Source organism: Nocardioides nitrophenolicus (assembly GCF_016907515.1).
Taxonomy (GTDB): domain Bacteria; phylum Actinomycetota; class Actinomycetes; order Propionibacteriales; family Nocardioidaceae; genus Nocardioides; species Nocardioides nitrophenolicus.
Map to the genome: position 1 here is coordinate 4,675,639 of NZ_JAFBBY010000001.1, position 26,166 is coordinate 4,701,804.

The 26,166-nt window shown below is 67.2% G+C and carries 26 protein-coding genes and 2 tRNA genes; 13 read left to right on the forward strand and 15 right to left on the reverse strand.

Annotation, left to right across the window (positions count from 1 at the left end):
• Nucleotides 1-16: 16 nt before the first annotated feature.
• Genes JOD66_RS22480 through JOD66_RS22490 form a run of 3 tightly spaced genes read right to left on the reverse strand, consistent with a single transcriptional unit; the run spans nt 17 to nt 3,269 of the window.
• Nucleotides 17-1,525, reverse strand: coding sequence for a flavin-containing monooxygenase (locus JOD66_RS22480; protein WP_204839043.1), 1,509 nt, complete (start codon nt 1,523-1,525; stop codon nt 17-19).
• Nucleotides 1,522-2,373 (reverse strand): SDR family oxidoreductase, encoded by an 852-nt coding sequence (locus tag JOD66_RS22485; RefSeq protein WP_204839044.1) that lies wholly within the window; start codon nt 2,371-2,373, stop codon nt 1,522-1,524. The genes JOD66_RS22480 and JOD66_RS22485 overlap by 4 nt, the downstream gene beginning before the upstream one ends.
• Entirely contained in the window at nt 2,370-3,269 is a 900-nt protein-coding gene (locus tag JOD66_RS22490) for a patatin-like phospholipase family protein (protein WP_204839045.1), read from the reverse strand. The genes JOD66_RS22485 and JOD66_RS22490 overlap by 4 nt, the downstream gene beginning before the upstream one ends.
• 86 nt (nt 3,270-3,355) lie before the next feature.
• On the opposite strand from JOD66_RS22490, the gene JOD66_RS22495 reads away from it, so the two are divergent.
• Nucleotides 3,356-3,985 (forward strand): TetR/AcrR family transcriptional regulator, encoded by a 630-nt coding sequence (locus JOD66_RS22495; protein ID WP_204839046.1) that lies wholly within the window; start codon nt 3,356-3,358, stop codon nt 3,983-3,985.
• A gap of 22 nt (nt 3,986-4,007) precedes the next feature.
• On the opposite strand, the gene JOD66_RS22500 is transcribed toward JOD66_RS22495, so the two are convergent.
• Entirely contained in the window at nt 4,008-5,537 is a 1,530-nt protein-coding gene (locus tag JOD66_RS22500) for a purine-cytosine permease family protein (RefSeq protein WP_204839047.1), read from the reverse strand.
• Between the two features lie 7 nt (nt 5,538-5,544).
• Nucleotides 5,545-5,946 (reverse strand): YybH family protein, encoded by a 402-nt coding sequence (locus JOD66_RS22505; protein WP_307823662.1) that lies wholly within the window; start codon nt 5,944-5,946, stop codon nt 5,545-5,547.
• Nucleotides 5,947-6,176: 230 nt separating this feature from the next.
• Here JOD66_RS22505 and JOD66_RS22510 point away from each other — a divergent pair, with 230 nt between their 5' ends.
• Entirely contained in the window at nt 6,177-7,133 is a 957-nt protein-coding gene (locus tag JOD66_RS22510) for an Lrp/AsnC family transcriptional regulator (RefSeq protein ID WP_204839048.1), read from the forward strand.
• Here JOD66_RS22510 and JOD66_RS22515 read toward each other — a convergent pair.
• Complete coding sequence (locus JOD66_RS22515; RefSeq protein ID WP_307823663.1) at nt 7,057-7,332, reverse strand: hypothetical protein; 276 nt, start codon at nt 7,330-7,332, stop codon at nt 7,057-7,059. The two genes, JOD66_RS22510 and JOD66_RS22515, sit on opposite strands and share 77 nt — an antisense overlap.
• Before the next feature lie 19 nt (nt 7,333-7,351).
• Between JOD66_RS22515 and JOD66_RS22520 the strand changes: the two genes are divergently transcribed.
• The 3 genes from JOD66_RS22520 to JOD66_RS22530 all read left to right on the forward strand — a co-directional run bounded on the left by JOD66_RS22520 (nt 7,352) and on the right by JOD66_RS22530 (nt 11,982).
• A complete protein-coding gene (locus tag JOD66_RS22520) occupies nt 7,352-8,872 on the forward strand; it encodes a recombinase family protein (protein ID WP_204839049.1) in 1,521 nt (506 codons plus the stop codon).
• An 812-nt stretch (nt 8,873-9,684) separates the two neighbouring features.
• Nucleotides 9,685-10,254, forward strand: coding sequence for a hypothetical protein (locus tag JOD66_RS22525; protein WP_204839050.1), 570 nt, complete (start codon nt 9,685-9,687; stop codon nt 10,252-10,254).
• Between the two features lie 543 nt (nt 10,255-10,797).
• A complete protein-coding gene (locus JOD66_RS22530) occupies nt 10,798-11,982 on the forward strand; it encodes a hypothetical protein (protein WP_204839051.1) in 1,185 nt (394 codons plus the stop codon).
• A 197-nt stretch (nt 11,983-12,179) separates the two neighbouring features.
• Here JOD66_RS22530 and JOD66_RS22535 read toward each other — a convergent pair whose 3' ends face one another.
• The 3 genes from JOD66_RS22535 to JOD66_RS22545 all read right to left on the reverse strand — a co-directional run bounded on the left by JOD66_RS22535 (nt 12,180) and on the right by JOD66_RS22545 (nt 15,623).
• Nucleotides 12,180-13,652: a PIN-like domain-containing protein gene (locus tag JOD66_RS22535; protein WP_204839052.1), complete on the reverse strand. Its 1,473-nt coding sequence runs from the start codon at nt 13,650-13,652 to the stop codon at nt 12,180-12,182.
• Nucleotides 13,653-13,825: 173 nt separating this feature from the next.
• Complete coding sequence (locus JOD66_RS22540) at nt 13,826-14,392, reverse strand: hypothetical protein (protein ID WP_204839053.1); 567 nt, start codon at nt 14,390-14,392, stop codon at nt 13,826-13,828.
• A 142-nt stretch (nt 14,393-14,534) separates the two neighbouring features.
• A complete protein-coding gene (locus JOD66_RS22545; protein WP_204839054.1) occupies nt 14,535-15,623 on the reverse strand; it encodes an AlbA family DNA-binding domain-containing protein in 1,089 nt (362 codons plus the stop codon).
• Between the two features lie 173 nt (nt 15,624-15,796).
• Here JOD66_RS22545 and JOD66_RS22550 point away from each other — a divergent pair, with 173 nt between their 5' ends.
• Nucleotides 15,797-16,951, forward strand: coding sequence for an ImmA/IrrE family metallo-endopeptidase (locus JOD66_RS22550; RefSeq protein ID WP_204839055.1), 1,155 nt, complete (start codon nt 15,797-15,799; stop codon nt 16,949-16,951).
• Nucleotides 16,948-17,433 (forward strand): hypothetical protein, encoded by a 486-nt coding sequence (locus tag JOD66_RS22555; RefSeq protein WP_204839056.1) that lies wholly within the window; start codon nt 16,948-16,950, stop codon nt 17,431-17,433. Before JOD66_RS22550 ends, JOD66_RS22555 begins: the two co-directional genes overlap by 4 nt.
• Here the strand turns inward: JOD66_RS22555 and JOD66_RS22560 are convergent.
• The 5 genes from JOD66_RS22560 to JOD66_RS22580 form a co-directional block, all read right to left on the reverse strand.
• The gene (locus tag JOD66_RS22560; protein WP_204839057.1) at nt 17,426-18,235 is read right to left on the reverse strand and encodes a DUF6602 domain-containing protein; all 810 of its coding nucleotides are present in this window, start codon (nt 18,233-18,235) and stop codon (nt 17,426-17,428) included. The two genes, JOD66_RS22555 and JOD66_RS22560, sit on opposite strands and share 8 nt — an antisense overlap.
• A complete protein-coding gene (locus tag JOD66_RS22565) occupies nt 18,232-18,921 on the reverse strand; it encodes a hypothetical protein (RefSeq protein ID WP_204839058.1) in 690 nt (229 codons plus the stop codon). Before JOD66_RS22565 ends, JOD66_RS22560 begins: the two co-directional genes overlap by 4 nt.
• Nucleotides 18,922-19,238: 317 nt before the next feature.
• Nucleotides 19,239-19,634 (reverse strand): nucleotide pyrophosphohydrolase, encoded by a 396-nt coding sequence (locus JOD66_RS22570; protein WP_204839059.1) that lies wholly within the window; start codon nt 19,632-19,634, stop codon nt 19,239-19,241.
• 270 nt (nt 19,635-19,904) lie between these two features.
• A complete protein-coding gene (locus JOD66_RS22575) occupies nt 19,905-20,519 on the reverse strand; it encodes an SEL1-like repeat protein (RefSeq protein WP_204839060.1) in 615 nt (204 codons plus the stop codon).
• An 11-nt stretch (nt 20,520-20,530) separates the two neighbouring features.
• Nucleotides 20,531-21,454 (reverse strand): 3-methyladenine DNA glycosylase, encoded by a 924-nt coding sequence (locus tag JOD66_RS22580; RefSeq protein WP_307823664.1) that lies wholly within the window; start codon nt 21,452-21,454, stop codon nt 20,531-20,533.
• 32 nt (nt 21,455-21,486) lie between these two features.
• Here JOD66_RS22580 and JOD66_RS22585 point away from each other — a divergent pair, with 32 nt between their 5' ends.
• The 6 genes from JOD66_RS22585 (at nt 21,487) to JOD66_RS22610 (ending at nt 25,680) form a co-directional block, all read left to right on the forward strand.
• Nucleotides 21,487-22,299, forward strand: coding sequence for a fumarylacetoacetate hydrolase family protein (locus JOD66_RS22585; protein ID WP_204839062.1), 813 nt, complete (start codon nt 21,487-21,489; stop codon nt 22,297-22,299).
• Nucleotides 22,296-23,759 carry a glutamate--tRNA ligase gene (gltX, locus tag JOD66_RS22590; protein WP_204839063.1) on the forward strand — a complete coding sequence of 488 codons (1,464 nt, stop codon included), beginning with the start codon at nt 22,296-22,298 and terminating at the stop codon, nt 23,757-23,759. The genes JOD66_RS22585 and gltX overlap by 4 nt, the downstream gene beginning before the upstream one ends.
• Entirely contained in the window at nt 23,746-24,735 is a 990-nt protein-coding gene (locus JOD66_RS22595) for a CPBP family intramembrane glutamic endopeptidase (protein ID WP_204839064.1), read from the forward strand. Before gltX ends, JOD66_RS22595 begins: the two co-directional genes overlap by 14 nt.
• 44 nt (nt 24,736-24,779) lie before the next feature.
• A tRNA-Gln gene (locus JOD66_RS22600) sits at nt 24,780-24,851 on the forward strand.
• A 103-nt stretch (nt 24,852-24,954) separates the two neighbouring features.
• Nucleotides 24,955-25,027: transfer RNA gene (locus tag JOD66_RS22605), tRNA-Glu, on the forward strand.
• Between the two features lie 74 nt (nt 25,028-25,101).
• A complete protein-coding gene (locus JOD66_RS22610) occupies nt 25,102-25,680 on the forward strand; it encodes a hypothetical protein (RefSeq protein WP_204839065.1) in 579 nt (192 codons plus the stop codon).
• Here the strand turns inward: JOD66_RS22610 and JOD66_RS22615 are convergent.
• Nucleotides 25,626-26,111, reverse strand: coding sequence for a hypothetical protein (locus tag JOD66_RS22615; protein WP_204839066.1), 486 nt, complete (start codon nt 26,109-26,111; stop codon nt 25,626-25,628). The genes JOD66_RS22610 and JOD66_RS22615 overlap by 55 nt on opposite strands.
• Nucleotides 26,112-26,166 lie beyond the last annotated feature (55 nt).

Consider the following 26,166-nt stretch of genomic DNA (forward strand, 5'->3'; position numbering starts at 1 on the left):
CGGTAGGTGAGGGCGATCACACCGGCAACGCGGCTACCTCCTTTGGGAGGTAGGTGTAGTCGTCGAGCGGGAACCGGGTCGCCTCGCGGTACGCCGACACGGTCGAGGTGGGCCGCAGCAGGACCGCCTCGCCGTGCTGGTTGAAGTAGTAGCTGCGCGCGGTCGCGCAGGAGCCGGCGTTGAAGACGGAGTTGCCGAGCAGTCCGGTCATCCGGTCGAGGAAGGCCGTGTTGGCCTCCTCGGTGACCTCGAAGCCGGCCGCGTCCCGCTCGCGCATCGCGGTCAGCAGCCGCCCCATGTGCGCCATCTGGGACTCGATGGTCGTGAAGTAGGACAGGCCGGAGTAGGAGTAGGGGCTGTTGAGCGAGAGGAAGTTGGGGAACTTCGGCACGGTGATGCCCTCGTAGGCGCTGAACCGGTGCTCGCGCCACCACTTCCTGAGGTCGCGGCCCTCACGGCCGATCACCTGGATCGCGGGGAAGTTGGTGTCCCACAGGTTGAAGCCGGTCGCCAGGACGAGCACGTCGAGGTCGGTACGACGACCGTCGGCGGTGACGATGCCGCCCGCGTCGACGTGGTCGATGGAGGTGGTCTCGAGGTCGACGTGGGGCTGGGTGAAGGTCGGGTAGTAGGTGTTGGAGAAGGTCGGCCGCTTGCAGCCGAAGTCGTAGTCCGGGGTGAGCTTCGCCCGGAGCTCCGGGTCGCGCACCTGCCGCCTGAGGTGGGCCTCACACACCCGCTTGCCGAGCGCGTTGGCCCACGGCAGGTCGCGGAAGTGGAGCACGCCGGCGACCATCATGACCTCGAGGATCGACGTACCGACCAGGCGCGTCGCGCGCTGGGTGAGCGGCACCTTGGCGAACGCACCGCGGACCAGGCCAGGCACCGGGCCGTCCAGCTTGGGGGAGACGTAGATCGGCGTGCGCTGGTAGACGGTGAGGTGGTCGGCGACCTTGGCGAGCTCGGGGATGAGCTGGACGGCGGTCGCGCCGGTGCCGATGATGCCGATCCGCTTGCCGGTGAGCTCGACGTCGTCGTCCCAGCGCGTGGTGTGGACGACGGTCCCCCGGAAGTCGTCGATGCCCGCGATGTCGGGCAGCCTGGGCTGGGAGAGGAAGCCGGTCGCGGTCAGCAGGAAGCGGCCGCGGACGACCTCGCCGCTCTCGAGGTGGACGGCCCAGGTGGAGGTGTCCTCGTCCCAGACCGCCCGGGTGACGACGGTGCCGAAGCGCATCCGGCGGCGCAGGTCGTACTTGTCGGCGACGTGCTCGGCGTACTTCTTGAGCTCGGCACCGGGCGCGAACAGCCGCGACCAGTGGGGATTGGGCTCGAACGAGTAGGAGTACGTCGAGCTGGGGATGTCGACGGCGAGGCCGGGATAGCGGTTGACGTGCCAGGTGCCGCCGAGGTCGTCCTCCCGTTCGAGGATCACCAGGTCGTCGTACCCCTGGCGGAGGAGCTCGATCGCGGCACCCATGCCGCCGAAGCCGGCGCCGACGATGACGGCGTCGTGGAGCTGGTTCATCGGGAGGTCCTCTCGGTGGCGGCGGCGTTGCTCAGTCGCTCGGTGTAGCCGGCTCGTTCGGTGGCGTCGGTGTGGAGGGCGCGGTCGTCGCGGACCACCTTGCGGATCCGGTCGAGGACGCCGGTCGGGACGAGGGTCGTGCCGGCGGCGAGCGCGCCGACATAGCGGGGCACGGCGATCTCGGCCTCGCGGCCGCGGACGGATCCGACGATCGCGTCGGCGATCCGCTGGGGGGAGACCTTGGGGATCGGCTTCATGTCGAGGCCGGACGCGAGGTCGGTGTCGACCGCGGAGGGCAGCACGGCGGTGAGGGTGACGCCGTGCGGCGCCATCTCGAGCCGGGTGGCGGCGGTGAGCCCGACGACGGCGTACTTGCTCGCGTTGTAGACCGCGAGCCCCGGGATCGGGAACTTGCCGGCCAGCGACGCGACGTTGACGACGTGGCCGCGGCGGCGCTCGACCATGCCCGGCAGCACCCGGCGCAGGCCGTGGAGGACGCCGTGCACGTTGACCTCCAGCATCAGCCGGTCGAGCGCGGGGTCCATCTCGAGGAAGGCGCCGTTGGGCATCACGCCGGCGTTGTTGACGAGGACGTCGACCGGGCCGTGCTCGGCCTCGGCGGCGGTGACGAAGGCGTCGTACGACGCGGCGTCGGCGACGTCGAGGTGGTGCGCGCTCGCGCCGGTCGCGGCGGCCGTGGCCTGGGCGACCTCGAGGTCGAGATCGCCGAAGGAGACCCGCGCGCCGCGGGCGAGGAAGGCCTCGACGGTGGCCCGGCCGATGCCGCGCGCGCCGCCGGTGATCGCGACGTGCGCGCCGGCCAGGTCGATGGGGGTGGGAGGGGTCATCGGACGACCTCCAGCGGCGCGACGAGGGTGGGGGCGGTGCGGACGGCCGTCTCGCGGACGCGGGGGAGGCGCGAGCCGTCCATGAAGTTGGCGCCCATCGCGGTGAGGTCGGCGGGCGTCGGCTCGATCCGGACGACGCGGGCGCCGGCGGCGCGCAGCTGCGCCACCTCGCGGTCGACGCGGCGGGTCATCGGGTGCCGGAGCAGCCGCTCGACGCGCTCGGCCCCCCGGGCCCGGGCGCCGCCGTGGCTCGACATCGGCGCGACCACGACGACCTCGTCGATGCTCCCGTCGCGCACCTGGGGGAGCAGGAGGTCGGCGGACGTCGGCGAGACCGCGCCGCCGTCGAGATAGGCGCGCCCGCCGATCCGCACCGGCGGGAACCAGCCGGGGATCGCCCAGGACGCGGCGATCGCCTGCCCGAGCGTGGCGTCCGGGGCGTCGGCGCGACCGAGCGGCACCCGTACGCCGGTGCGGGCGTCCGCCGCGACCAGCCAGGTCCGGGGATGCGTGACCCATCCGGTGGCCGGGTCGGCCAGCCGGTCGCCCAGGTCGACGAGCCACCGCGGGTCGCCGCCGCCGCGCGGCAGCAGCCCGGCCAGGCCGGCGAGCAGGTCCGCGCGTCCGGTCAGCGCGGCCCGGGTCAGGCCGAGCCCCGGCAGGCCCGGCCGGGGCAGCGGTGGGAGTGCCCGCGGCGGGTCGCCGGCGTCGTCCTGGAGGGCGGCCGCGGGCATCCCGGCGCCGAGGCGGGCGACCAGCTCGGCCCCGGCCGAGGTGCCGATCAGGACGTCGGCGGTGCCGGGATCCCAGCCCTGCCGGTCGAGCTCGGCGAGCACGGCGGCGGTCCAGGCGAAGCCCAGGCTGCCGCCGCAGCCGATGACGAGTGCGCGCCCCATGCGACCACCTCGGATCAGAAACGGAATCGAATGTCAGTTTCGGAACGTATCGTCAGATCCGGCTGATTGCAATAGGCTCGGGTGCCATGACGGCGACCACGGAGGGGCTCTCGCGGCTGGAGCGGCGCAAGGCCGAGACCCGGCGCGAGATCATCGAGGCCGCGTTCACCTGCTTCGCCGAGCAGGGCTACCACGCCACCGGGATCGCCGACATCGCCGCGCGCCTCGGCATCGGGCACGGCACCTTCTACCGCTACTTCGAGAACAAGCGCGACATCGTCGAGCACGTCATCGACGACCTGATCGGGCGCATCGTCGCCGCACTCGGCGCCGAGAACGCGCCGGAGGCGGTCAGCACCCTGGAGGAGTACCGCGCGCAGACCGCGCGGATCGGCACCGCACTCGCCCAGATCTTCAGCGAGGACCCCCGGGTGGCCCAGCTGCTGCTGTCCGCGGCCGGCATCGACGACGCCATGCGCGAGCGGATGCTCGACCTGTTCGCGACGACCACACCGCTCACCGCGGCGTACCTCGAGCACGGCGTCCGGCTCGGCTACCTGCGCCCCGACCTCGACGTCGAGCCGACCGCCCAGGCGATCAACGGGATGATCCTCGGCTCGGTCCTGGCCGGCATGCGCGACCCCGCTCCCGCGCAGCAGGAGCGGCTCAGCGCCGCGATCCGCGCCGTGATGTACGACGGGATCGCGGCGCGCTGAGCCGCACCGCTCCGGTGGCGGGTCAGTCCCCGACGATCGGGTGGTTGGCGGCCGGCCCGGCCGGAACCAGCCGCGGGCCCTCCGGGCCGAACGCGTCGGCCGGCTCGGGGAAGACCCGCAGCGCCGCGAGATAGAGCACCGCGGCCAGGCCCAGGCTGACCGGGATGCTCAGGTCGATGCCGTTCGCGTGGTCGCCCAGCCAGCCGACGAACTGCCCGGGCAGGTTGACGAACATCAGCCCGATGCCGGCCGAGACCAGCCAGGCGCCCATCGCCCGCCAGTTCCAGCCGTGGGCGAACCAGTAGCGGCCGCCGCGCTGGCGGCGGTTGAAGACCTGCAGCGAGTCGGAGTCGTACCAGCCGCGTCGGGTGTACCAGCCGATCATCATCACGACCATCCACGGCGCGGTGCACACGACGATGAGCACGGCGAAGGTGCTGATGCTGGTGACCACGTCGATGGCGAAGCGGCCGACGAAGATGAACGCGATCGCGAAGACGCCGATGAACGTCGTCGCCTGGACCCGGTTGAACCGCGGGAAGACGCTCGAGAAGTCGAGGCCGGTGCCGTAGAGCGAAGTCGTGCCCGTGGACAGGCCGCCGATCACGGCGATCGCGCAGACGGGGAGCATGAACCAGCCGGGGGAGATCGCGAGGAGGCCGCCGGCGTAGTTGCCCGCCGCGAAGAGCTCCGGCTCGGCGGTCGCGACGATGGTCGCGGTGGTGAGCCCGAACAGGAAGGGCACCAGCGTGGCGAGCTGCGCGCCGAAGGCGGCACCCATCAGCTGGCGCGGCGGGGTGGCGCGCGGGATGTAGCGCGACCAGTCGCCCAGGAAGGCGCCGAAGGAGACGGGGTTCGACATCACGATCAGGATCGCGCCGACGAAAGCCGGCCAGAACAGCTCGCCGGTGGCGGTGCCCTGGTAGCCCGCGTCGAAGTCGCCCGCGAAGGCGATGATGCCGAGCACGAACAGCACCGTCGTCGCGACGACGGCGACCTTGTTGACGAGCAGCATGAAGCGGAAGCCGTAGATGCAGACCGCCAGCACCAGCACGGCGAACAGGCCGTAGCCGGCGGCCAGGCTGAGGTCGTTCTCGGGGACCTTGATCGCCCGGTGCGCGGCGCCGATCAGCATGTCGCCGGACGACCAGACCGAGATCGAGAAGAACGCGAGCGCGGTCAGCAACGACAGGAACGAGCCGACCACCCGGCCGTGGACGCCGAGGTGCGCCGACGACGAGACCGCGTTGTTGGTGCCGTTGCGGGCACCGAACAGCGCCATCGGCGCGAGCAGCGCGGCGCCCGCCAGCAGGCCGATCAGGATCGACGCGACGCCCTGCCAGAAGGACAGCCCGAAGACGATCGGGAAGGTGCCGAGGACGACGGTCGCGAAGGTGTTCGCGCCACCGAAGATCAGCCGGAACAGGTCGAGCGGCGAGGCGGAGCGCTCGTCGTCGGGGATCGGCGCGATGCCGTTGACCTCGATCGTGGTCGCGGGCGGCGGGGCGGCGGGCGTGGTGGCGGGCGTCGGCTCGTCGGTCTCGGTGCTCATCGGGTCCTCACTCGGGAACGGTGGAGAGGTGCTCGTGGACGGCGAGCAGACCGTCGGGACCCGCGACGAACACGATGGTCTCGCGCTCGGTCGAGGACTCCTCGGGTACGCCGGTGGCCGGGCGCAGCGTCGTACGGACGGTGTGGGTGAAGATCGCGCTCTCCCCGAGGAGCTGGACCCTGCGCTCGCTGCTGGCGCAGTCGAGGACCCGCCAGCCGTCGGCGAGCCACGAGGCCCACAGCGCCTCGTAGGCGGCGCGGTCGTCGAGGCGAGCGGGCTCGGTGTGGAAGCAGAACGTCGCGTCGGGCCGGAAGGAGGCGAAGTACGCCGCCGTGTCGGTCGCCGCGAAGGCGGCCACCAGGCGGTCCGCCGCGGCGAGCACCGCGGTCTCGGTCAGGGCGTCGGTCACGGTTCCTCCTGGGGACGGCGCAACGTGCGGTCGGCTGACGCTACGACCGGTCCGGCGGGGTGACAAGCACAACGGTCGGTCGTGCTCGCCTCCGGTTTATCGATCTGCCGGTGCCCTGGGCAGAAGGGGGCGATTCTGGGATCCTGTGCTGTCCAGAACGCCTGATCGACCGGCGCCTGGCGGTGCAAAGGTCGCGCTGCGAAAACCTGCAGCCGGGGTGGAGGAGAGTCGTGGACGGGATCGACGCCCGGATCGTCGCACTGCTGGCCGCCGACGGCCGGATCAGCCACCGTACGGTCGCCGAGCGCACCGGCATCTCCCGCTCCGCCGCGGGCGCCCGGGTCGCGCGGCTGCTCGCGAGCACCGCTGTCGTCGTCCGCGGCGCCGTGAACCCCGAGCTCCTCGGCCACCGCGAGCTGGCCCACCTGTCGCTGCGCGTCTCCGGTCCCGCCCTCCCGGTCGCCCGGGCGGTCGCCGAGCGCACCGACGCGACCCTGGTCTCGGTGACCACCGGCGAGCTGCCGGTCGTCCTGGAGCTGCGCGAGCCCGACCGGGCGCAGCTCGCCGCGGCCGTCGCCGAGGTCCGCGCGCTGCCCGGCGTCGCCGGCGTCGACGTGCTCAGCTACGACGCCGTGCACCGCGACGTGCTCGGCCCGGTCGGCCCGGTCACCTGCGACCTCGACGACGTCGACCTCGACCTGCTCGGCCTGCTGCAGGCCGACGGCCGGGCGTCGTACGTCGCCCTCGCCGACACCGTCGGCCTCACCCCGGCCGCCGTCCGCCGCCGGGTGCACCGCCTGGTCGCCTCGGCCGCGATCCGGATCGGCGGCCTGGCCCGCTCCTCGACGTACGCCGGACAGCGCGTCACCGGCGTCGCCGTCCGTCTCGCCGGCCCCGCAGATCCCGTCGTCGCCGCGCTGCTCGCCCTGTCCGAGGTCCGCTTCCTCGCCACCACCTACGGCCGCGCCGACCTGCTCCTCACGGTCGCCGACAGCCAGCCCCGGCCGGTGCTCGACGTCCTCGAGGAGATCCGCGCCCATCCCGGCGTCCGGGAGATCGGCACCTGGCAGCACGTCGAGGTGGTCAAGGAGTCCTACGACGCGCTCACGATCACGCCGGTAGCGCCCTCAGCAGCCGCTCGCACTCCTCCGCCAACCGCGCCCGCAGCGGCGCGCCCCGCTCGCTGAACCCACGCTGCGCCTCGACGTACGCCGCCTTGCCCTCGGCCGTCTCGATCCGCACCGGCTCGAACCCCAGGTCGGCCAGGTCGTAGGGCGCCGCGCGCATGTCCAGGGTGCGGATGTCCCAGGCGAGCTCGAAGCAGTCGGCGACCAGGTCCGACGACACGAGCGGCGAGAGCCGGAAGGCGTGCTTGTAGAGATCCATATACCCTATGGTCGCAGTCATGAACGCGGATTCGGCCGTCAAGGTGAGCATCTACGCCCGCCTGTCCCTTGACCTGCACGGCACGGAACTCGGCGTCGAACGCCAGGAGAAGGAGTGCCGGGAGTACGCCGAGGCTCGCGGCTGGACCGTCGCGCAGGTCTTTGTCGACAACGATCTGTCTGCGACGACCGGGGTCGAGCGGCCAGCGTTTGAACGCCTACTTGCTAGCCGTCCTCAAGCGATCCTTTGCTGGCATCTGGACCGCCTGCTGCGCATATCCGGCGATCTTGAGCGCGTCATTGAACTCGGCGTCGATGTCTTCTCCAAGGAGGCGGGTTGGTTCGATCTCAGCAATCCCGCAGGACGAGCGGTCGCGCGCACCGTGACTGCGTGGAGTACCTACGAGGGCGAGCAGAAGGCGGTTAGGCAGAAGGCGGCTCATCGGCAGCGCGTCGAGGAGCGGGGCGGTCTGACGGCCACCGGTCGTCCTTGGTGGCCAACGAGGCCACTTGGCTTCAACCTCGATGGATCTCACCATGAGGTCGAGGCTCCTGCATTACGTCAGGTGTACTCCGACCTGCTGAAGGGTGGGACGCTCGCGGCGGCAGTCCGGTATCTAGAAAGCTGCGGCATCGTCACCCAGCGCAGCCTTGATCTCGATGCCAAGAAGGCTGCGCAAGAGGGGCGAAGGCCGGTAGGGAAGCCCTGGAAGGCGTCAAGCCTCCGGCCGGCACTCCTGAATCCGCGCAACGCGGGGATCTACCAGTACACCGAGCGACGAAGGAGTCCAAGTGGGGGCTACGAGGAAGTCAAGACCGAGGTCGGTCGGGCGGGGTGGGAGCCGATCGTCCACGAGGATGTCTTCAGGGCAGTCGCGCGGATACTCACCGATCCCTCGCGGCGACGCCACGATGGCGAAGTAAAGGTCGGGTTCGGACACCGCGAGAACCTTTTGACCGGCCTGGCTCGTTGCATCAAGTGCGAACACACGGTGCGTGCCGCATGGCGGCGTAACGCGAGGGGCGAACGGACCTACAAGGTGTACCAGTGCGGGGGGTGTCACGGGACGACGCTTCCTGCGGCTTGGGCCGACAGTGTTGTGGGGGTGCAGATCCTCTTTCGCGCCGAGCAGTGGAAGGAAGCTCTGAACCCCTCCGCGCAAGGTGACGTTGACCTCGCGGCCCTCCGGAACGACGAGGCTGCATTGATCGCCCGTAAGGGCGAGCTAGCGGAGATGTACGTCGAGGGCTTGGTCGACCGGAAGGCGCTGGTCGCAGGACTTGCGCAGGCGGATCGTCGGCTGACGGAGATCACGGACGCTCTAGCCGACCATGCCCTGCACTCGGCAGATCTCGTTCACGACATCGAGCACTTGGCTGATTGGGCTACCGATGATGCTGGATGGGACGTCAACAAGTTTCGGCCCGTCGTGGAACGGATGTGCGCTGCCATCTGGTTTGTCGGACCGGGTAAAGGTCGTTCTCGGGAAACGCTGCGCAAGCACGAAAACATCAAGATTGAATGGCGAGCCGCCCAGTAAGTGCGCGACGCAGTTGCGGACTTGATGGTTGCAGATTTGTCTAGTAAGACCGACATCCCTAGTGGAGGGCTTGTCGCGATGTCGTGACGCCCGCCGCCGCCATGCGTGCGAATCCTTATCCGAGCAACGTCCCCTTGAAGGGGGGTTTCGTGCTGCCAACTCAAACTCTACATGACCAGTACTTGTCCACAAACGAGGCCGCAGCATTGCTCGGCCTCTCGTCGGCCGCGCTTCGCCAACGACGCCGCCGAGAACCACCGTCGCAGCACCCTGACTTTGTCCGGGTCGGGGGTGGGGCTGTCATCCTGTATGTCCGTCAGTCCGTTGAGGCATACAGGGCGTGGAGCGACCGTCGGCGTTCCTGATAGCGAGCGAACATCGCAAATATGCCGGGTGTTGCTACCCGCAGGGGGTCGTGGCGATCTCAGTTGTCTCGCGTCGGTCGATCCAGGGGAGACGAGTCAACCCGTTCCGCCTTAGCCGGACGCTCGCGTCACGTCCAGAGTCAATCGCAAATTGTGATCCATGCGTGATCAAGAATGCAATTCCACATCACGGATTAGCGTTGGTTTCGAATGAGGCATGGCGGACTTCCGAGTCGCCGTGACAGCCTAACCCGGCACGCCATGGGTGCAGTGGGACAGCTGGAATGGCCCGCAACTAAGACAACAGAGGAAGTGAATGGGGAACCTGACATTTATGCGCCCACGGCACCGACGTGCGCTCTGGCCCGTGGACCTGGACGCGGATTATCGCGACTGGGAGCGCGGCAAGCGGACGGGAAAAGAGATCTGGACTGTCCAGGAGTCTCGATGACCACCACGCCCGGTTATGACGCGTGGGCGCAGAGGTCCGCAGCGGCCGATAAGCCCCAGCCGAATCCCTTCAAGGGATACAAGAAGCCGAAGGGCCATAGTTGGCACAAGATCTACCGCCGGGAGGCTTACAACGCGAGCGTGCAGCCAGACCTCGGCTTGGACCTGAGGTTGTGGTTCCTCGTCGTCAACCGTGCTGGCTACAACGGGCATGCGCAATTCCCCGGTGACAGCCTGCTTGAGGCGTTGCCCAAGTACAACAGGTCAACCGGAGAGGTTTCGCGCTACAGCATCCGTGCTCTCCAGAAGGTGATCGCCGAAGGCGTGCGGGCGAACCTGTACGCGCCCACGTCCGGTCCTCGGTGCATCATCCTGGGTGCCCACCTCGTCGACGTCGATCGCCCTCCCGGCAACTGGAAAGCGTGCCGCGTCCACCACCATCGTTTCCGCTGGAACAGGGACGTCTGGGGAGACATCGATGGCTCCGGACACTTCGGCCCCCTCGTCGACGGAAAGATCGTCTACCCGGGCAAGGAGCGAAGGAATAGTTCGTCCGCATCGCTCTGACCTGCGGGTTTGTGACGTTCCTCTGATTATTTAGAGACCAACGGCGGAAAGAAGTTGGATCACTCGAGGTCAAACATTAGACCAAGGAAATAGCCAAGTCGACTAGTCCAGGCCAAGGGCGGATAGACGGCAGGCATGAGCGTCAGCGAATGTCTGCCGTCTCTGACTTCCAGCCCAGATCCGTGAAGGCCCCAAACACCAACAGCCCTATTGGAGTTTGTTATTCCAAGATATCCAGAGCGACTGCCCAAGGCCGTCATCAACAACATCATTCATACATGTAGTCCCAATCGAGAGCCCGCCAGCGGTCCACTGCAGGCGGGCTCTCGTCTTGGCTGGCTGACTTTGGTTAAACCGACCTACGGCGTCAATGGCGCATCAGGTTGGCTCACCGTCTGCGACTGCTCGCGGACCTGGTTCTGGCCGAGCTGCCATCTGCTCTCCGGAGCAGCCCGATCTTGCGGGGTCGTCTTCGACTCCGACGGGTCAGCCGTGCAAGGACACGGCTGGCACTGACTCCCTACACCCACCTAGGAAGACTCAATGACTGCTACCAGCAACAGCACGACCAGTGTCGCCATCGCCGTCGCGGCACACGAGAAGAAGTTCCAGAGGCAACGAGCCTCACTGATGGCGAAGCGCGACCAAGCCGCGAAGGTACTTCGAGATCGCGAGCAGGCGGCCGCCGACGCGGCGGAGCGGCTCGACCGTCTCAAGGCGCTGATCGCGGACCCACTGTCAGACGCGCGCGCGACCTTCGCCGATCTCGCCGAGGCTGAGGCACGGACCGCCTACGCCGATCTCGCCCTGGCCGGTGCACGCAAGACGTTCCGAAACATCACCGCGAGCCTTGGCTCGGACCGACACATCGAACTCGGCGACATCGTTGCCGCCGCGTTCGGAACTCACCTTGAGTGCGAGTTCGGCGCGACAACCGGCGACGGCTTCGACGTGAATTCGCTGGATCACACCCACGCCGTGGTCGTTCGAGTCATCGAGAGCACGATGCGGGACGACGGCGGCCTAGTCGGGCACGTCGAGGTCACGCGTCTCCGCCGCCGCACCCACGCGCCGATCGACCTGGAACTGGTGCGCTCCGCGTGCGACGAGGCCGGTATCCCGACAGAGAAGCTCGCGCCGGGCACTGTGACCGTGCGGACCGCAGAAATGCAGAACGGAGCATTCGTGGACACGGTTCGACTTCGCCTCGGACCCGTGACGACCGGCGATCTGGTTCTCGGCGTCGTAAGCACATCCAACGCACGCGCGGCCGGACGCACGTTCGCCATGGCTGTCGGCGATGTCCTCCAACTGAGGGAGCTCGGCAGCTTCGACGATGACTCCTTTGCGTTCGGTGACCTCGCGGATGGCCGGTTGTTCCTCCACGTGGCTGATGCGCGCGTTGTCAGCGACGTGGTCTCGAAGACCAACCGGCAGCTCAAGATCGCCTTCAAGGTCACCTATGAAGCGCACGGCCTCGATCGCAGTCGTGTTGCGTCCGCGCTACGGGAAACGGCGGCTGCCTGGGGCGACGGAATCACCGTGCTGGGAACCGGTGAGGTCACCGCCGTTGCCATCTGTGCGACTACGCCGAACACGGTCACGCTGCATGACAGCCGTGCTTGGCTATCTCACGGGGTGATGGTGGAGACCAGCCAGCATGGTCCCTGGAGCGCCGTCAGCGCCGTCGCTGTCGAGTTGACCGCTCGCTCTAGCGCGAAGGTCTGAGGCATGTCCGACTCGCAAAGGCGAGACGACGGTGGGGGCGAAGGATCCCTTGAAGGGGGGGCCGGCAGTCGACGGGCCCTCCGATCCGAGTGCCGTCGTGCGGCAGATCCGGAGGGAACCGGGCGGGGTTCCTAGGCGGTAGTCATTGACCGCTGCCGGGGGCGTGCCAACTTGGCGGGCTGAGGGTCGGGTGACCTTCAGCCTGCCTCGTCTTCTGACCAAGTCCCGGTTCCGGTGTTCGCACGGATCCAACCCGCTAGGTCATTGCTCCAATAGACCATCAGCGCGTCCTCGTCGAGTCCCTCGAGCAGGTCCGGGTCTCCTGGATACTTTGCTTCCAACGCGCTGAGCCGACGGTGTAGACGTGTGTCGACGAGCCGATAGTCGAGAACGGCTTGTGGCTCCTTGTCCAACTGCGCGACGAACGCATCGACGTCACGGCGCCTGACCCAACTACACTGGCCATCGCTGGCAACCACAAGTTGGTTCTTTCCGGCCACTCGCTCGTCAAGGGCATCGAGAACGTTCGCGATGAATCTTGGAGGCATCTCCTGGGAGAGGCACTCGGCAACCACTGCGGCCGAACGAACCGAGTCCCAAAGCCACATGTCGTCGGCGAGGTCTGGTAGATAGTCCTGCTCGATCCAAGGCTGTAGCCGGCGAGGATCAGTCCCGATCAGAGCTCGGAGAAGCCGGTTAGGGATGACCCTGTGGTGGCTGCCCTTGCCTCGCGCCGACTTGAATTCTATGAGCGTTTCGGGAAGGTGCCGAGTTTCGGACACGGTGTTCGCGCTGATATTGACCTTCAGATGCTTGGCAGCGCGGTCAAGCAGTTCGGCGGTCGTACACATCAGCAGGTGCCTCCCCGTCGCGGCTGCCATCTCCTCAACCAGTTCCGTGGCAGGGCCCACGCGCATACCGCGTTTGTCGTAGGTCCAATCGCCCTTGGCGACGTCGTTACAGACCAGCAGAACGTCGGCCGGGTGCGCTGCGGCATACCGGACTACCTCCGCCCACCAGAGGTAGTCGCCGAATGAGTTCGCTTCCTTCTTCGCATCCTTGAACCCCGGAGGTAGTTCTGCATCGGCGCGCCGCGAGCCTTCCTCCCGATCTGCTTCCAACTGGTGCACTGGAGGTTGCGGTGCGACCCGGCCTTGTAGAACCGTCTCGAGGCGCAGCAGGACGGGATCGTCGGACTTGAGTAGGAGTCTTTCGGGTTCGAGGTCGTACTCTGAAGCCACTTGGTCCACGAACTCACTTGCGCCGTCGAAGGCAGCGACGAACTGGCTTAGAAGCGAATCCACGGCGGCGTCACCCGCGTGAGCCCTCCGGGAAACGGTACGGAGGAGCCCTCTGACCTTCTGCGCGTGGTCGCGCATCGTCGTCGCCGCTCCCTGAATCTCAGCTATTCGGTCAGCTACGGCATCGAGTCTCCGCTTGTGGAACTCCGACGCGACTTGGTGAGGAACGAACAGCCGGTCCTTGAGCGTTTCAAGAACTTTGAATAGTTCGTCTCGCGCCAGCGGGCTCAGGCGATAGAGGTCAAGCAGGGCGTTGGTGTCCAGCACCACGAGCCCGGTCTGCAGGACGCGTGCCCAGTCCTCGTCGCTGGCTCGGTAGTACCCACCGAAGGTGTCTCCAAGATTGACCAACTCGAACGGGTCGCTCACCCTCGACGCTCCCAACTTCCTCGCGGTTGGCCTCCCATTAGAGACACATTTGGCGTGAGCGTATCGCCCAACCGGCTTGCCTGAGGCAGAGTGCGCATCATCGCTTCCGGCTTTGCTTGTCAGCCTGCTTGGCTGCGCGCCACGGGCTGAGCTCCGAGCTGCGGCTTGCGGTGTCAGACGATTCGGCGCTTAGAAGCGAGCCGCTTGATGGCAGGCCAGTCCGCGCCTATGTGGACGATGATCCACTGTGAGCGGGCAACCCGGCCGTTGCCGAGGTGGACGACCAGTCGCATTCGATACGCCGATGCCCCAGTCTTGTCAGGGTCCCACTCCGGCGGAACCGTCTTCCATGCGAACAGGTGATGCCCGGCCACGGTCTGGGGAAAGACGGCACGATCTTCGGCCTGGTCTCTCGACGTCTTCCGGTCGGGACGATGCTGGCCCGGCCCAAGTCTAAATCGCCCGCTTTCCCGCACTTCCCAGCGCGCATTGACAAGCTGCACGGCTGCCAGCCCAGCGTTTCGCACGTGAGCCCGCATCCAGATTCCTTGGTGGAGCCTGAAAATCGAGCGAGCCGATGGTTGGACATCGTCAGGGCTGAACACGTGGACCCGCGCGCCGCCTCTTCGGTAGGTCTTCACTGTGACGACGAAGACCGCCATTGAGAGCAGCAGGGCGACAGTCGAGATGCCGATGGCTACCCAAGGGGACGGCACGACCCACGAAACCATGCTCAACACGGAGGAAACCCTGCCACGAGACTGCTACATAGGTGGGGGGACCTGCGGACCTCCAAACCGTGGCAGGAGCGCGGATGCTAAGACGTACCGGTCTGCTGGAAGTGGCTTCGGGGGTCACACCCCCTGGCCGGGATGCCTGGGGTCAGTCGACCTTCTCGTAGCGCCCTTGGTAGCGGTAGGGGATACCTCCGCCGATCGCGAACTCGCCGAGCCGCTCGTCGACGTACCGATACGCCGAAGAGGTCGGTTGCTCTGATTCCGTGAGCGAAATGCGCCTCATCCGTGCATCCAACGCTGCGCGCCTCGCGGACAGAGCCAATGGCAGTCTGAAGCTGAGGACTGCTCGCTGAGCCCGTGCGCAGATGCCCGCAAGTTCACCGCCTTCGTCAGGGACGAAGTGGCGGCCTGACAACGCCAAACTGTCTGATCCGTTGACGTGCAGACCTGAGTTCTGCACGTAGACAATCGAACCCACGGATTGCGAGGTCGGTATCCCGAAGGAGTTGGAGCCTGTCGCCATCTGCGGTCCCCGGATGCTTGGACGGGTGAGGTCGATGTCTTGCCCGCCGACGGTCACATGTGCCGCCCAGCGGTATTCGGGCAGTCGTGCCGGGTGAGCAACCTCGGCGTATGCGTCAAGCCAGTACTCGAACTCGACTCCTACCGGATGTGCCTCTTCGCCGAACTTCCCCTTCCCCTGCGCAGGTCGCCGAAGAGCCCGGACCCATCCCGAGATTGCGTCAAGTTGCGGCACCTCGGCTTCCCCCACGACGGCTCGAAGAATCTCGCTGCGATGGGCTGACCGCAGATTGGTTCCTCGACGCCACGGCACTTCACGGTCGACTCCGCCGTGACCGTTGGTCGTGACCACATAGGGACTGCGGCCCGTCTCGAGCCACAGCGCGGCGACGGTGCCGTGCGGCGTAGGGACTCTCAACAGGTTCAGATCTGGGGCGACCTCCGAGAAGTACTTTGAGACCTGAGCCCACCAGTCGGCAGGCTCGACATCGCCGGGGTCGGCTACGAGGTGACCGTCCTCGTCCAGGCCGACGATCCATAGTGCGGCTTCGCCTCCAGCCGCATTCGCCAGACCAGCGATCTGCCGAGCCGCCTTGCGATGATCGGTCGGCCATTTTCTCTTCGCTTCGACGCGGTCGTCCTCAACGCGACTTCCCCCGACAACGGCCTCGACGATGTCGAGGACCCAAACCTCGACCTGTTGCTGGCGCACTAGCACGTTCTACCGGACATGCCGTCGACCGTGGGCATTGGCTGTAATCCGGTGGTCGGCCGATGCCTGTCTGGGCTCGTGCGGTGCCTTCGACGTGGTGCTCAACGCCGTCGAGCGGTCAGGTTGCGGAGCGTTCTCAATACAGGGTCGAATCCTGGCGTTAGTGTGCCCACGTGGTCCGCACAGCGATCAATCCAGACGTTCTCGAATGGGCGATGTTGGAGTCCGCGCGCAGCGTTTCCGACCTCGAATCGGCGACGCAGAAGCCGCGCGACGAGGTCGAGAAGTGGTTGTCAGGTGCTGTCAGCCCGCACCTCGGAGAGTTGCGTCGTCTGGGCAAGTTGCTCGGCCGGTCGCCGTTCTTCTTCATGCTGCCGGAGCCGCCTTCCTCGACCCCGACCGCAGTTGAGTTTCGTCGCGCGCTTCGGAAGGACATCAACGAGGATGAACGTGCGGTAGAGCTACAGGCGCTCCGCTGGGGGCGTCGTACCCAGAGTGTGGCGCGAGATCTACTCAACAGTGCAGATCTACTCGGCAACGCCACGACCTGGGCCGAAGACATCGAGTTGGATGATCAGGCCAGTCCCGCACGCGCTGCTGAGCAAGTTCGAGTATGGCTCGCTTGGGACACGGCGACACAAGTCAATGCCACCAGCAAGTCTGCGGCCTTCAAGTCGCTCCGTGCGGCGGTTGAGGAACGGGGCGTCCTTGTCGCGCTTCGGTCTGCCGGGACCTCGCGGTTCTGCGGCTTCTCGCTTCCCGACCCAGTGGCGCCCCTGATCTACGTGAACAAGGACTACGAGCTCGGCAGTGTCCGCAGCTTCACCCTGATGCACGAACTCGGCCACGTCCTTCGAGGCAATCGCCGTGTGTGCTACGGCGGAGACAAAGGTGTAGAGCAGTGGTGCAATCGGTTCGCGGCTGCCTTTCTCATGCCCAGGCAGCACCTCCTCCGCTACTGGACAAGCCAGTCGCTCTCGATCACATCACCGCAAGACACGGATGCGGTGCGGCGGGTTGCAAATCGGTACAAGACGAGTTGGCATGCTTCAGCCGTTCGGCTTGAGCAGCTCGGACTCGCTCCCAGCGGCACCGGGGACTACGTCAAGAAGAACCGTCCAGAGTCCCCTGAGGGCGGCTTCGCTCCAGGCGGAGGACGGACAGTCCCGACCATCCGGCTAGACGAGTACGGCTACGCCTTCGCACGGTTGGTTGCCGACGCGGCGGAGCAAGGCACGCTCGCGTCCCTCGATGCTCGCCGTCTCTTGAACGTCAACGGCCCGGAACTGGCCGAGGTTGCGGCACTGGCACGAGGCCGGGACAGGTGAGCCTGTACATCCTCGACGCCTACAGTGTGATCGAACTCGAAACGATGGTGCTCGCGAACAAGAGGGTCACCCTCTATGCGGCACTGACTGCGGAGGTCGCGGCGGGGCGGCTCACCTTTCCGGATGCTGTTCTGGCCGAGTGTCGGGAACTCGGCGAAGGAGAAGTCGCGACCATCTGGCTGATGGGTGTTGCAGGGTCACGGCAGCAAGCTACCTTCCCAGGATCGACTCCGATGACCTTGCTCGCGAAGGTTCCGGACCTGCTGATCGAGGACGATCCCGGCGAGCAGAGCCAGATCGCAGTGGCGTGCCTTGCGGCGGCCAAGGCTGAGGCCGGACTGGCGCCCACGGTGGTGTCAGAGGACGCGGGATTCGGGGGTGACCGAATCACCTTGGGCGAGGCTTGCGCGACCCTCGCGATACCTTGCAGCGATCTCCGGTCTTATCTGGACGGTCTAGGGCTGGCACCCTGCCTCAACTGACGGGCTCGACGGCATCGAGGTCTTCGCTGGTGTATGCGGTCAACCAGTCGAAGCGTCCAGCGCCGCCATCGAGCGCTGTCAGCATTGACAAGCAGAAGATCAGCAACGCGCGCCCGGGGTCGCCCACGTATCGCTGGCCCGTGTATTGCCCCATCATGAAAACCGGATACTCAGTTCCGTCGACAATGGCAAGGTGTCCGGACTGACCTGCGTCGGGTTCGACCCACTGCTTGCCTTCCTCTGCGCTGCGAAGGGGGACGAAACCAGCCCTATCTGAGGTGCGGACGTAACCGGGGCGTACGACGCATGACAGAGCGGGTGCTTTGCTCGCCTCGAGGTTGCTCAACTCGGTGGCCCGACTGTGGTCGCTGTCAGCGAAGGAGTAGGCGAACAGACAAAACGGGGGATGAGAGCCGCTCGTTGGGGTCAGCGCCTGAAGCCTGGCCAACTTGCCTGGGAAGTCCTCTTCGATGTCAGTCTTGCTGAGTCTCGTCTTCACCTCGATGGCCAACCGAACTGTTTCGATTGGGAACATCACCTGGTTGGTCTGGGCCATCAAGCGCGGCTGCTGACCCTGGTCGAACAAGATGATGTCGGTCTGGGACGAGGTTTTGCCGGTGCTGTCGAAGATGACGCCAGTGCCTACTCCGATCGACGGCGGTAGCAGATCCGCAACGAGTCGCGACAGAGTTAGCTCATTGGCGATTCCCTTCTCGCCCTGGTGAGGGATCAGTGCGTTCATGACGCCCGACTCGATCTGAAGCCGGCGCGCGATGCCAGCCCAGTACTTCTCTACGATCACGCGTCCGCCTCCGCTGCGACAAGGTTGTCCTCGCTCTGAGGCTCGAGGCGTACGAATCCATCGCCGTGAGGCCAGACCACGGCGACGTGGTTCTGGGTGAGAAGCTCCTTGAGGTCATCAATGGGCTCGTCCGGGAGCAGAAGCGCCCGACTCCGGCTGGATACGAAACGCGAGTAGTCGAGGATCTGACCCAAGCCAGTGCGCACGTGGTGCCGCGCTGAACTAGCTTTGGCCTCAAGCAGTTCGTCGAGCTCGATGTCGAACAGATCTGTGTAGAGGGTCGTGCCCTCCGGAAATCTGATCCCATGGCGGCAGGTCTCGGCTCCCGAAGCCGACCGCCACATGACGTAGGTCTGAACCAGCTCTGCCTCTCGACGGACCGCTGTCGAAGGCTCATTTGGCCGCTGCAAGACGTATGACTCGACGTCTCTCGCCTCAACTGGCAGGACCTGCACGCCAGGAGGCTCGCGTTGCAGGTTCTGAGGGGTCTGCGGCCCGGAACCTCCGAGAGCATCAATGAGTCCAGCAGCCCGGTCTGCGGAGTACACATTTGCTTCCCGGACGGTGGCAGCTGCACTCCAGCCGAGCATCGGGTTCAGGTCTTCGTATGGCACGAAGACTGTTCGCACATCTCGTAGGGAGAACATCAGCTCGTAGGTGAACTCCTGACCATCGCGCTCGACCACTCCCCAGAGGCTTCGCGCTAGACGGGGGCTTCGGAACACGTGCGCGACCGTCGCGGCGGCAACGAGGCCGCCAGGGCCTGAGAAGGCAGCCGTGTCGCCCGGACGGATCTGTTGCCACTTGCGGGTTTGGCGCCCGTCCTTAGCTGGCCAGATGCCCCACATCGCTGCCCGTCCGGATGGATGGACGTGGCGCAACGCTGCCGAGTCGGCCGGTGCGACAACGCGCTCCGCGAGGTCGATATCGACCTCGTTGAAGACTGTCCGTTCAAGGTTCGACTGGGACGTCCTGTCGGCACTTGCCAAGATGACTACCGAGGTCATAGGGCCTCCCCTCGGGCAGGGCTTGGCTTCTCGCGTATCAAGTCCGAATACTTCGTTGAGCGTCCGCGCGCGAGATCAGTCGGGTAGCGGTTCCGGTTCTTCGCCAGTTTGTTCGCGCAGGCCGCAACCAAGTCCACCTGCGCAGCTTCGGCGAGGTACAGCAGGTACGCGAGTGTGTCGCCGATCTCATCGGCAAGGCGAGCGTGGTTCTGCTCGTCCGCGAGCCATTCCTCAAGATCGCTCGAATGCGTCCACTGCAGAAGCGAACAGATCTCGCCCACTTCCCCTGACAGGGCCATCGCCAAGTTCTTCACATCGTGGAACTTCTGCCAATCGCGCTCTGTCCGGAACGCTTCGAGGCTTTCGCGTAGACGATCAAGGTCCTCTCCCATGCGCGAATGCTCGCACGCACGCGTGCTCGTCGATGCAGAGTTGAGACCTTGGACAAGAAGAACTGGTCGGCTTGGAAGAGTGAAGCGGCCGTCACCACGGCACAGGTGGCTGCAAGTGCTTGGGGCGGGCGAGTAGCGACTCAGGAGAGTTTGGTTGAGCCACTGCGAGCCACGCCTCACGAGATCTTCTGCGACAGCTGACCTCACGTCTAGGCCAGGGGTTCCAACTCGCTGGCCGGGCGGCCGGCGAGTCACGACGACGCCGACTGGTCAGCGCTGCTGTTCAATGAAGTTCAGCCGCGCATCCGCCTGAGCGAACCCGGCACGACTGGCAGCCCTGTGCCAGAGGATGGCTTCCCCCAGATCTCGTCGCTGTTCTGCAGCGAGGCCGAGCTGGTACATCGACTCGGCGTCGCCCGACTCGGCGGCCGTCATCCAGGACTGAGTCGCCAACTCCATCGAGCCGCGTTGAGCGTGGGCTCGTGCTGCCATAGAGGCCGTCGCCCGTACTGTTTGGGCGGCCGTTGACGTCGTGTCAAAAGCGAGTGCCGCGAGGGCTGGACCTGCTTGCTGGTGCCCGTGGCGCTGTGCCTCACGGTACCAATTGGCTGCTTCATCAGTCGCCCCGAGCCACCTGTGCATCCAGCCGAGGTATGCCATTGCATCGACATCTCCGGCACGCGCGGCCTTGGTGTACCACTCGATTGCGCGGTTCAGGTCGCCGCGCCGCTTCAAGGCGATGGCGAGGTTGAACATAGCGACGCTCGCGCCCCACTGGGCGACTGGTTGAAGGAGCTCGATGGCTTGGTCGTTCGCGCCCCTTTCGAGGGCGTCACACCCCGCGTCAAACATGCGCTGAAGAGTGTTCTCGTCAAGGTGTGCCATGGCTCGGCAGCCTAGGGTTTGGCGGCTTCCTGCGCTGACGAAGTGCCAAGAAGCCGTTGGCACTCGTTAATCAGCTTCTGACGGATGGGGCCGGCTCTCTCAGAGAGATGCCTCTGCCCATCTGCGTACTCGCGCTTACCCTCCGGGGTCTCGATCTTGATTGGCGTCCACTCGTCGTCGCCGAGATCCAGTCCGGAAAGGTCGTAGGGGGCGGCTCGCATGTCCATGACCCTGATGTCCCAAGCGAGTTCGAAGGCGTCGGCTACGAGGTCGGACGAGATCATAGGAGACAACCTGACTGCAACCTTGCCGTAGAGGTCCATGCCGGCGTGTAGGCAGCCGGGCTGCTCGAAGTCGGGGCGGTCGTCGCGGCCCGGACTGAGGGTGTTCAGCGGGCGGGCCGGGGGAGTGAAGAAGCGGTAGGCGTCGAAGTGGGAGCAGGCGATCCGGTGCCCCTCGACGACCTCGTCGGTGCCGGTGGGCCCCAGGCGCAGCGGCCAGTCGGCGTGGCGGGTCTCGTCCTCGGCGAGTCGGTAGACCATGGCCCACTCGTGCAGGCCGAAGCAGCCAAAGTGCGGGGTGCGGCCGGCGGTGGCGGTGAGCAGCCGGTGGGTCGAGGAGACCAGGGTCAGCTGGGAGGCGAGGTACTGCTCGGTCACGGTGAGTCGGGTGGCTGAGGGTGACCCAGGGGTCACCTCGGCACACCCGACTCCGTATCCCTTGAGGTTCGCGTACTCCGCCGCGTCGTCCAGGGTCACCCCGAAGCCGGGGTGCCAGCGGCGCAGCTGCGCGGGCCGGAAGGAGTAGTAGGTGAAGAGGAAGTCGAAGACCGGGTGCTTCACGGCGGCCTGGCGCCGGGCGAGGTGCGGGGCGACGTACCGGTCGATGCGGGCGGCGTGGTCGGCCGCTCGCTGACGCCATTCCTCCGCATTCACGACGACCAAGCGTAGGTCGATAGGCTCACCGGGTGCGCATCGTCAGATTCACGACAGGCGAGGAGCCGTCGTACGGCGTCCTGACCGGCGACCTCGACGAGTACGGCCAGCCCGGCGACGACGCGGTGATCGTCGGTCTCGTCGGTGACCCGCTGTACCAGGGGATCAAGCTGCTCGAGCGGGAGTACCGGCTCGACGACGTCCGGCTGCTGGCGCCGGTGCTGCCGCGCAGCAAGGTCGTCGGCATCGGCCGCAACTACGCCGCCCACGCCGCCGAGCTCGGCAACGAGGTGCCGTCGGAGCCGCTGATGTTCCTCAAGCCCAACACCAGCGTGATCGGGCCCGGCGACGCGATCCTCTACCCGCGCCAGACCCAGGACCTGCACTACGAGGGCGAGCTCGCGGTCGTCATCGGCCGCATCTGCCGCGACGTCCCGGCCGACCAGGCCACCGATGTCATCCACGGCTACACGCTCGCCAACGACGTGACCGCGCGCGACCTGCAGCGCTCCGACGGGCAGTTCACCCGCGCCAAGGGCTTCGACACCTTCTGCCCGCTCGGGCCGTGGATCGAGACCGATCTCGACCCCCACGACTTCACCGAGGGCCGGCGGGTGCAGACCTTCCTCAACGGCGACGTCGTCCAGGACGGCAGCACGGCCGACATGGTCTTCGACGTACCGGCCCTGGTCGCCCACGTCTCCAGCGTGATGACGCTGCTGCCCGGCGACGTCATCCTCACCGGCACCCCCGAGGGTGTCGGCCCCATGGAGGTCGGCGACGAGGTGGAGATCTCCATCGACGGCCTCGGAACCCTCACGAACAAGGTGGAAGCACGCGCATGAGCAAGGTACGAGTCCGGATGGCGCCGTCCCCGACGGGCAGCCCCCACGTCGGCATGATCCGCACGGCGCTGTTCAACTGGGCGTTCGCCCGCCACCACGGCGGCACCTTCGTGTTCCGTATCGAGGACACCGACAAGGAGCGCAGCACCGACGAGTCGCTCGACGCGATCCTCGACCTGATGCGCTGGCTGGGCCTCGACTGGGACGAGGGCCCGGGCGTGGGTGGTCCGTTCGCGCCGTACAAGCAGAGCGAGCGCGGCGACCTGTACGCCGACGCGCTGGCCCGGCTCAAGGACAGCAGCTACACCTACGACTGCTACTGCACCAACGAGGAGGCCGCCGCGCGCCGCAAGGCCGCCGGCTCCAAGGTGCAGGGGTACGACGGCTTCTGCCGCGACCTGAGCGCCGAGCAGGTCGCGGCGTTCGAGGCCGAGGGCCGCAAGCCGGTCGTGCGCTTCCGGATGCCCGACGGCTCGATCACCTGGCACGACCTGGTCCGCGGCGACGTCACCTTCGAGACCGAGTTCGTGCCGGACTTCGCGCTGTGCCGGGCCAATGGCGACCCGCTCTACACGCTGGTCAACCCGGTCGACGACGCGCTGATGGAGATCACCCACGTGCTGCGCGGCGAGGACCTCCTGTCGAGTACCCCGCGCCAGATCGCGCTCTACGAGGCGCTGAAGGCCGTCGGCATCGCCAAGGCGACGCCCGAGTTCGGCCACCTGCCCTATGTCATGGGCGAGGGCAACAAGAAGCTCTCCAAGCGCGACCCCGAGGCGCACGCGCTGGCCTACCGCGACCAGGGCTACCTGCCCGAGGGCCTGCTCAACTACCTGGCCCTGCTGGGCTGGGCGATCGCGGCCGACCGCGACGTCTTCAGCCTCGAGGAGATGGTGGAGGCCTTCGACATCACCGACGTCGTTGCCAACCCCGCACGCTTCGACCTCAAGAAGTGCGACGCCATCAACACCGCCCACATGCGGCTGCTGTCGGTCGAGGAGATCACCCACCGGGTGCTGCCGTTCCTCAAGCGCGACGGCGTCGTGAGCGACCCGGTCACCGACGCCGACGCCCAGCTGCTCGAGCTCGCGATGCCGCTGGTCGCCGAGCGGATCAACAAGCTCGCCGAGGCCAGCAGCATGCTCGGCTTCCTGTTCGTGTCCGAGGACGACTTCCAGGTCGACCCCGACGACGCGGCCAAGCAGATCGGCGAGGCCGGGATCCCGGTGCTGCAGGCGTCGTACGACGCGCTTGCGGCGCTGCCCACCTGGTCGACCGACGCGATCCAGACCGCGCTCCAGGGCGCGCTCGTCGACGGCCTCGGCCTCAAGCCGCGCAACGCCTTCGGGCCGGTCCGGGTCGCGGTCACCGGGCGCCGGATCTCCCCGCCGCTCTTCGAGTCGATGGAGCTCCTCGGCCGCGACCGCAGCCTCGGGCGGTTGCAGCGTGCCCTCGGCTGACCCAGCCGGACTCCCGGGGCTGAGGTACGACGAGCTCCAGCGGCGCGGGCCCGCCGGCACCTGGCGACCGCTCGCCGGCATCCCCCTGCTGCTGGTGATCTTCTTCGCCGGCCAGCTGGTGCTGAGCCTCGTGGTCACGCTGGTGCTCGTCGCCGGCGGCGACAGCTCGACCGAGGCCGTCGACAAGCTCTCGGGCGACGTCGCGACCCCGTCCTTCCTGGCTCTGGTCAACCTGGGCTGGGCGGCCGCGATCCCGGCGGTGTGGGTGGTGGCACGGCTGCTGCACGGCCAGACGCCGGGCTGGGTGACGTCGGTCGCCGGCCGGCTGCGCTGGCGCTGGTTCGCGGTCTGCCTGGGCCTGTCCGTGGTCGCGCTCGGCCTCACCCTGGTCGTGTCCGCCGTGCTGCCCGACCAGGGCGCGGGCTCGCTCGACACCACCGGCGGCGCCAACCCGTGGACCTCGACGGTGCGCGACTTCCTGCTGGTGATCGTGCTGCTGACGCCGCTGCAGGCCGCGGGGGAGGAGTACGTGTTCCGCGGCTACCTCGCGCAGGCGTTCGGCGGGCTCGCGGCGCGCGGTGGTCCGCGCGTCGGCGCGGCGGTGGCGGTCGTCGTACCCGCGCTGCTGTTCGCGCTCGCCCACGGCCTGGGCCAGGACGTCCCGGTCTTCTTCGACCGATTCGCGTTCGGCATCGTCGCCGGGCTGCTCGTGCTGCTCACCGGCGGCCTCGAGGCCGGCATCGCGATGCACGTGCTCAACAACTTCCTCGCCTTCGGCCTGGCGCTCGCCTTCAGCGACATGACCGCGGCGCTGAACCCCACCGGCGGCAGCTGGTGGTCGATCCCGGTGACCCTCGTCCAGGAGGTCGGCTACCTGCTGCTGGCGCTCTGGGCGGCGCGCCGCCTCGGCATCCAGAGCCGCGCGAGGACACCCGAGGGTGGGGCCATTTTGGAGGCCGAGCCGGCCGACGGGTAAGGTAGGTCTCCGGTTCGCCGGCCTCGGCCGGGGGATCGAAACCATGGGATATGGTGTAATTGGCAACACAGCTGATTCTGGTTCAGTCGTTCTAGGTTCGAGTCCTAGTATCCCAGCGAGGCTCTCGCGAGAGAGAGGTCACGCAGCCGCGATTTGGCTGCTCAGGCCAGGAATCGCTAGAGTTCACGCCGTTGTCACGGAGAGATCCGGACAGCAAATGCCCCCGTTGTGTAGCGGCCTAGCACGCCTGCCTCTCACGTAGGTAGCGCCGGTTCGAATCCGGTCGGGGGTACAGCTTCGGGCCCGGTCCATCAGGACCGGGCCCGACTGCGTTCTCCGGCGCCTTGCTTCTGCGAGGATGCCGCGGTGAGCTACGACATCACGCTGGCGGCCCGCGCGCCCGGCGAGGACTGGGACGACGTCCTCGACCGGCTCGAGCAGTCCGCGCTCGACGACGAGCCGCTCTCGCCCGATCACCGTGCCGAGCTGGACCTCGTCCTGGACCGGATCGAGGGACGTCTCGCCGGGCTGCTCGGCGGTTGGAGCCGGTTCACGCCGAGTGAGGACGGCACGCTCGTCGGCGAGCTCAGCGCGGCCCAGGGCGGGGTCCAGGTCAGCCTGCACGACGACAGCGCGTTCGTCAGCTACCCCTACTGGGAGCAGGCGGACCCGACGGCCTTCCACGCCGCAGTCGCCGCGGTGGTCGACGTGGTCGCCGAGGAGACGGGCTACGAGGCCTACGACCCGCAGCAGGGCGGTGGGTTCGACGGCAGCTTCCACGACGGCTCCGGGCTCGACGTCGTGCGGCGGATCAGCGCGGGCGAGGACGTGCCGGCCGGCCCGGAGCCGGCGGTCGCCGAGATGCCTCCCGGGGCGGGCCGGGCGATCGCCTACGGCTTCGGGGTCGCGCTGGTGCTGCTCGTGGTGCTCCTGCTCGTGCGCTGACCCGCCGCGCTCTTCTTCGCCGCCCGCGTCTTCGGCGCCGTCGGCTCGGTGCCGACGATCGCGAACACCGGTGCGGTGACCTTCTCCAGCGCGGCGACGGCCTCGGCGTGCCGCTCGGCGAGCTTGGCGACGACGCTCGCGAGCTCCGCCTGGGCCTCGGCGAGGGTGTGCACGGTGTCGGCGAGCTCGCGCTGGCGGACGATGAAGTCCTGCAACGGCTGCGCGGTGGCGCCGGCGAGGCTGGTGACGGCCCCCGCCATGCCCGCGACCGCGCCGGCGAGGTCGCCGACCTGGCGGGCGAGCTCGTCGGGCTGCGTGACGCCGGTGACCGCGGTGTCCCGCACGCCCTTGAGGACGTCGGTGGTGAGCTTGAGGGCGATCTGCTGCGACCTGAGCAGCAGGTCGAGAGGGTTGATCGGAGCGTCCGCCATGGGAGCAGCGTGGCAGAACCGGGCCGTGGTCGGTCACCGTCATGTCCGATTTCCG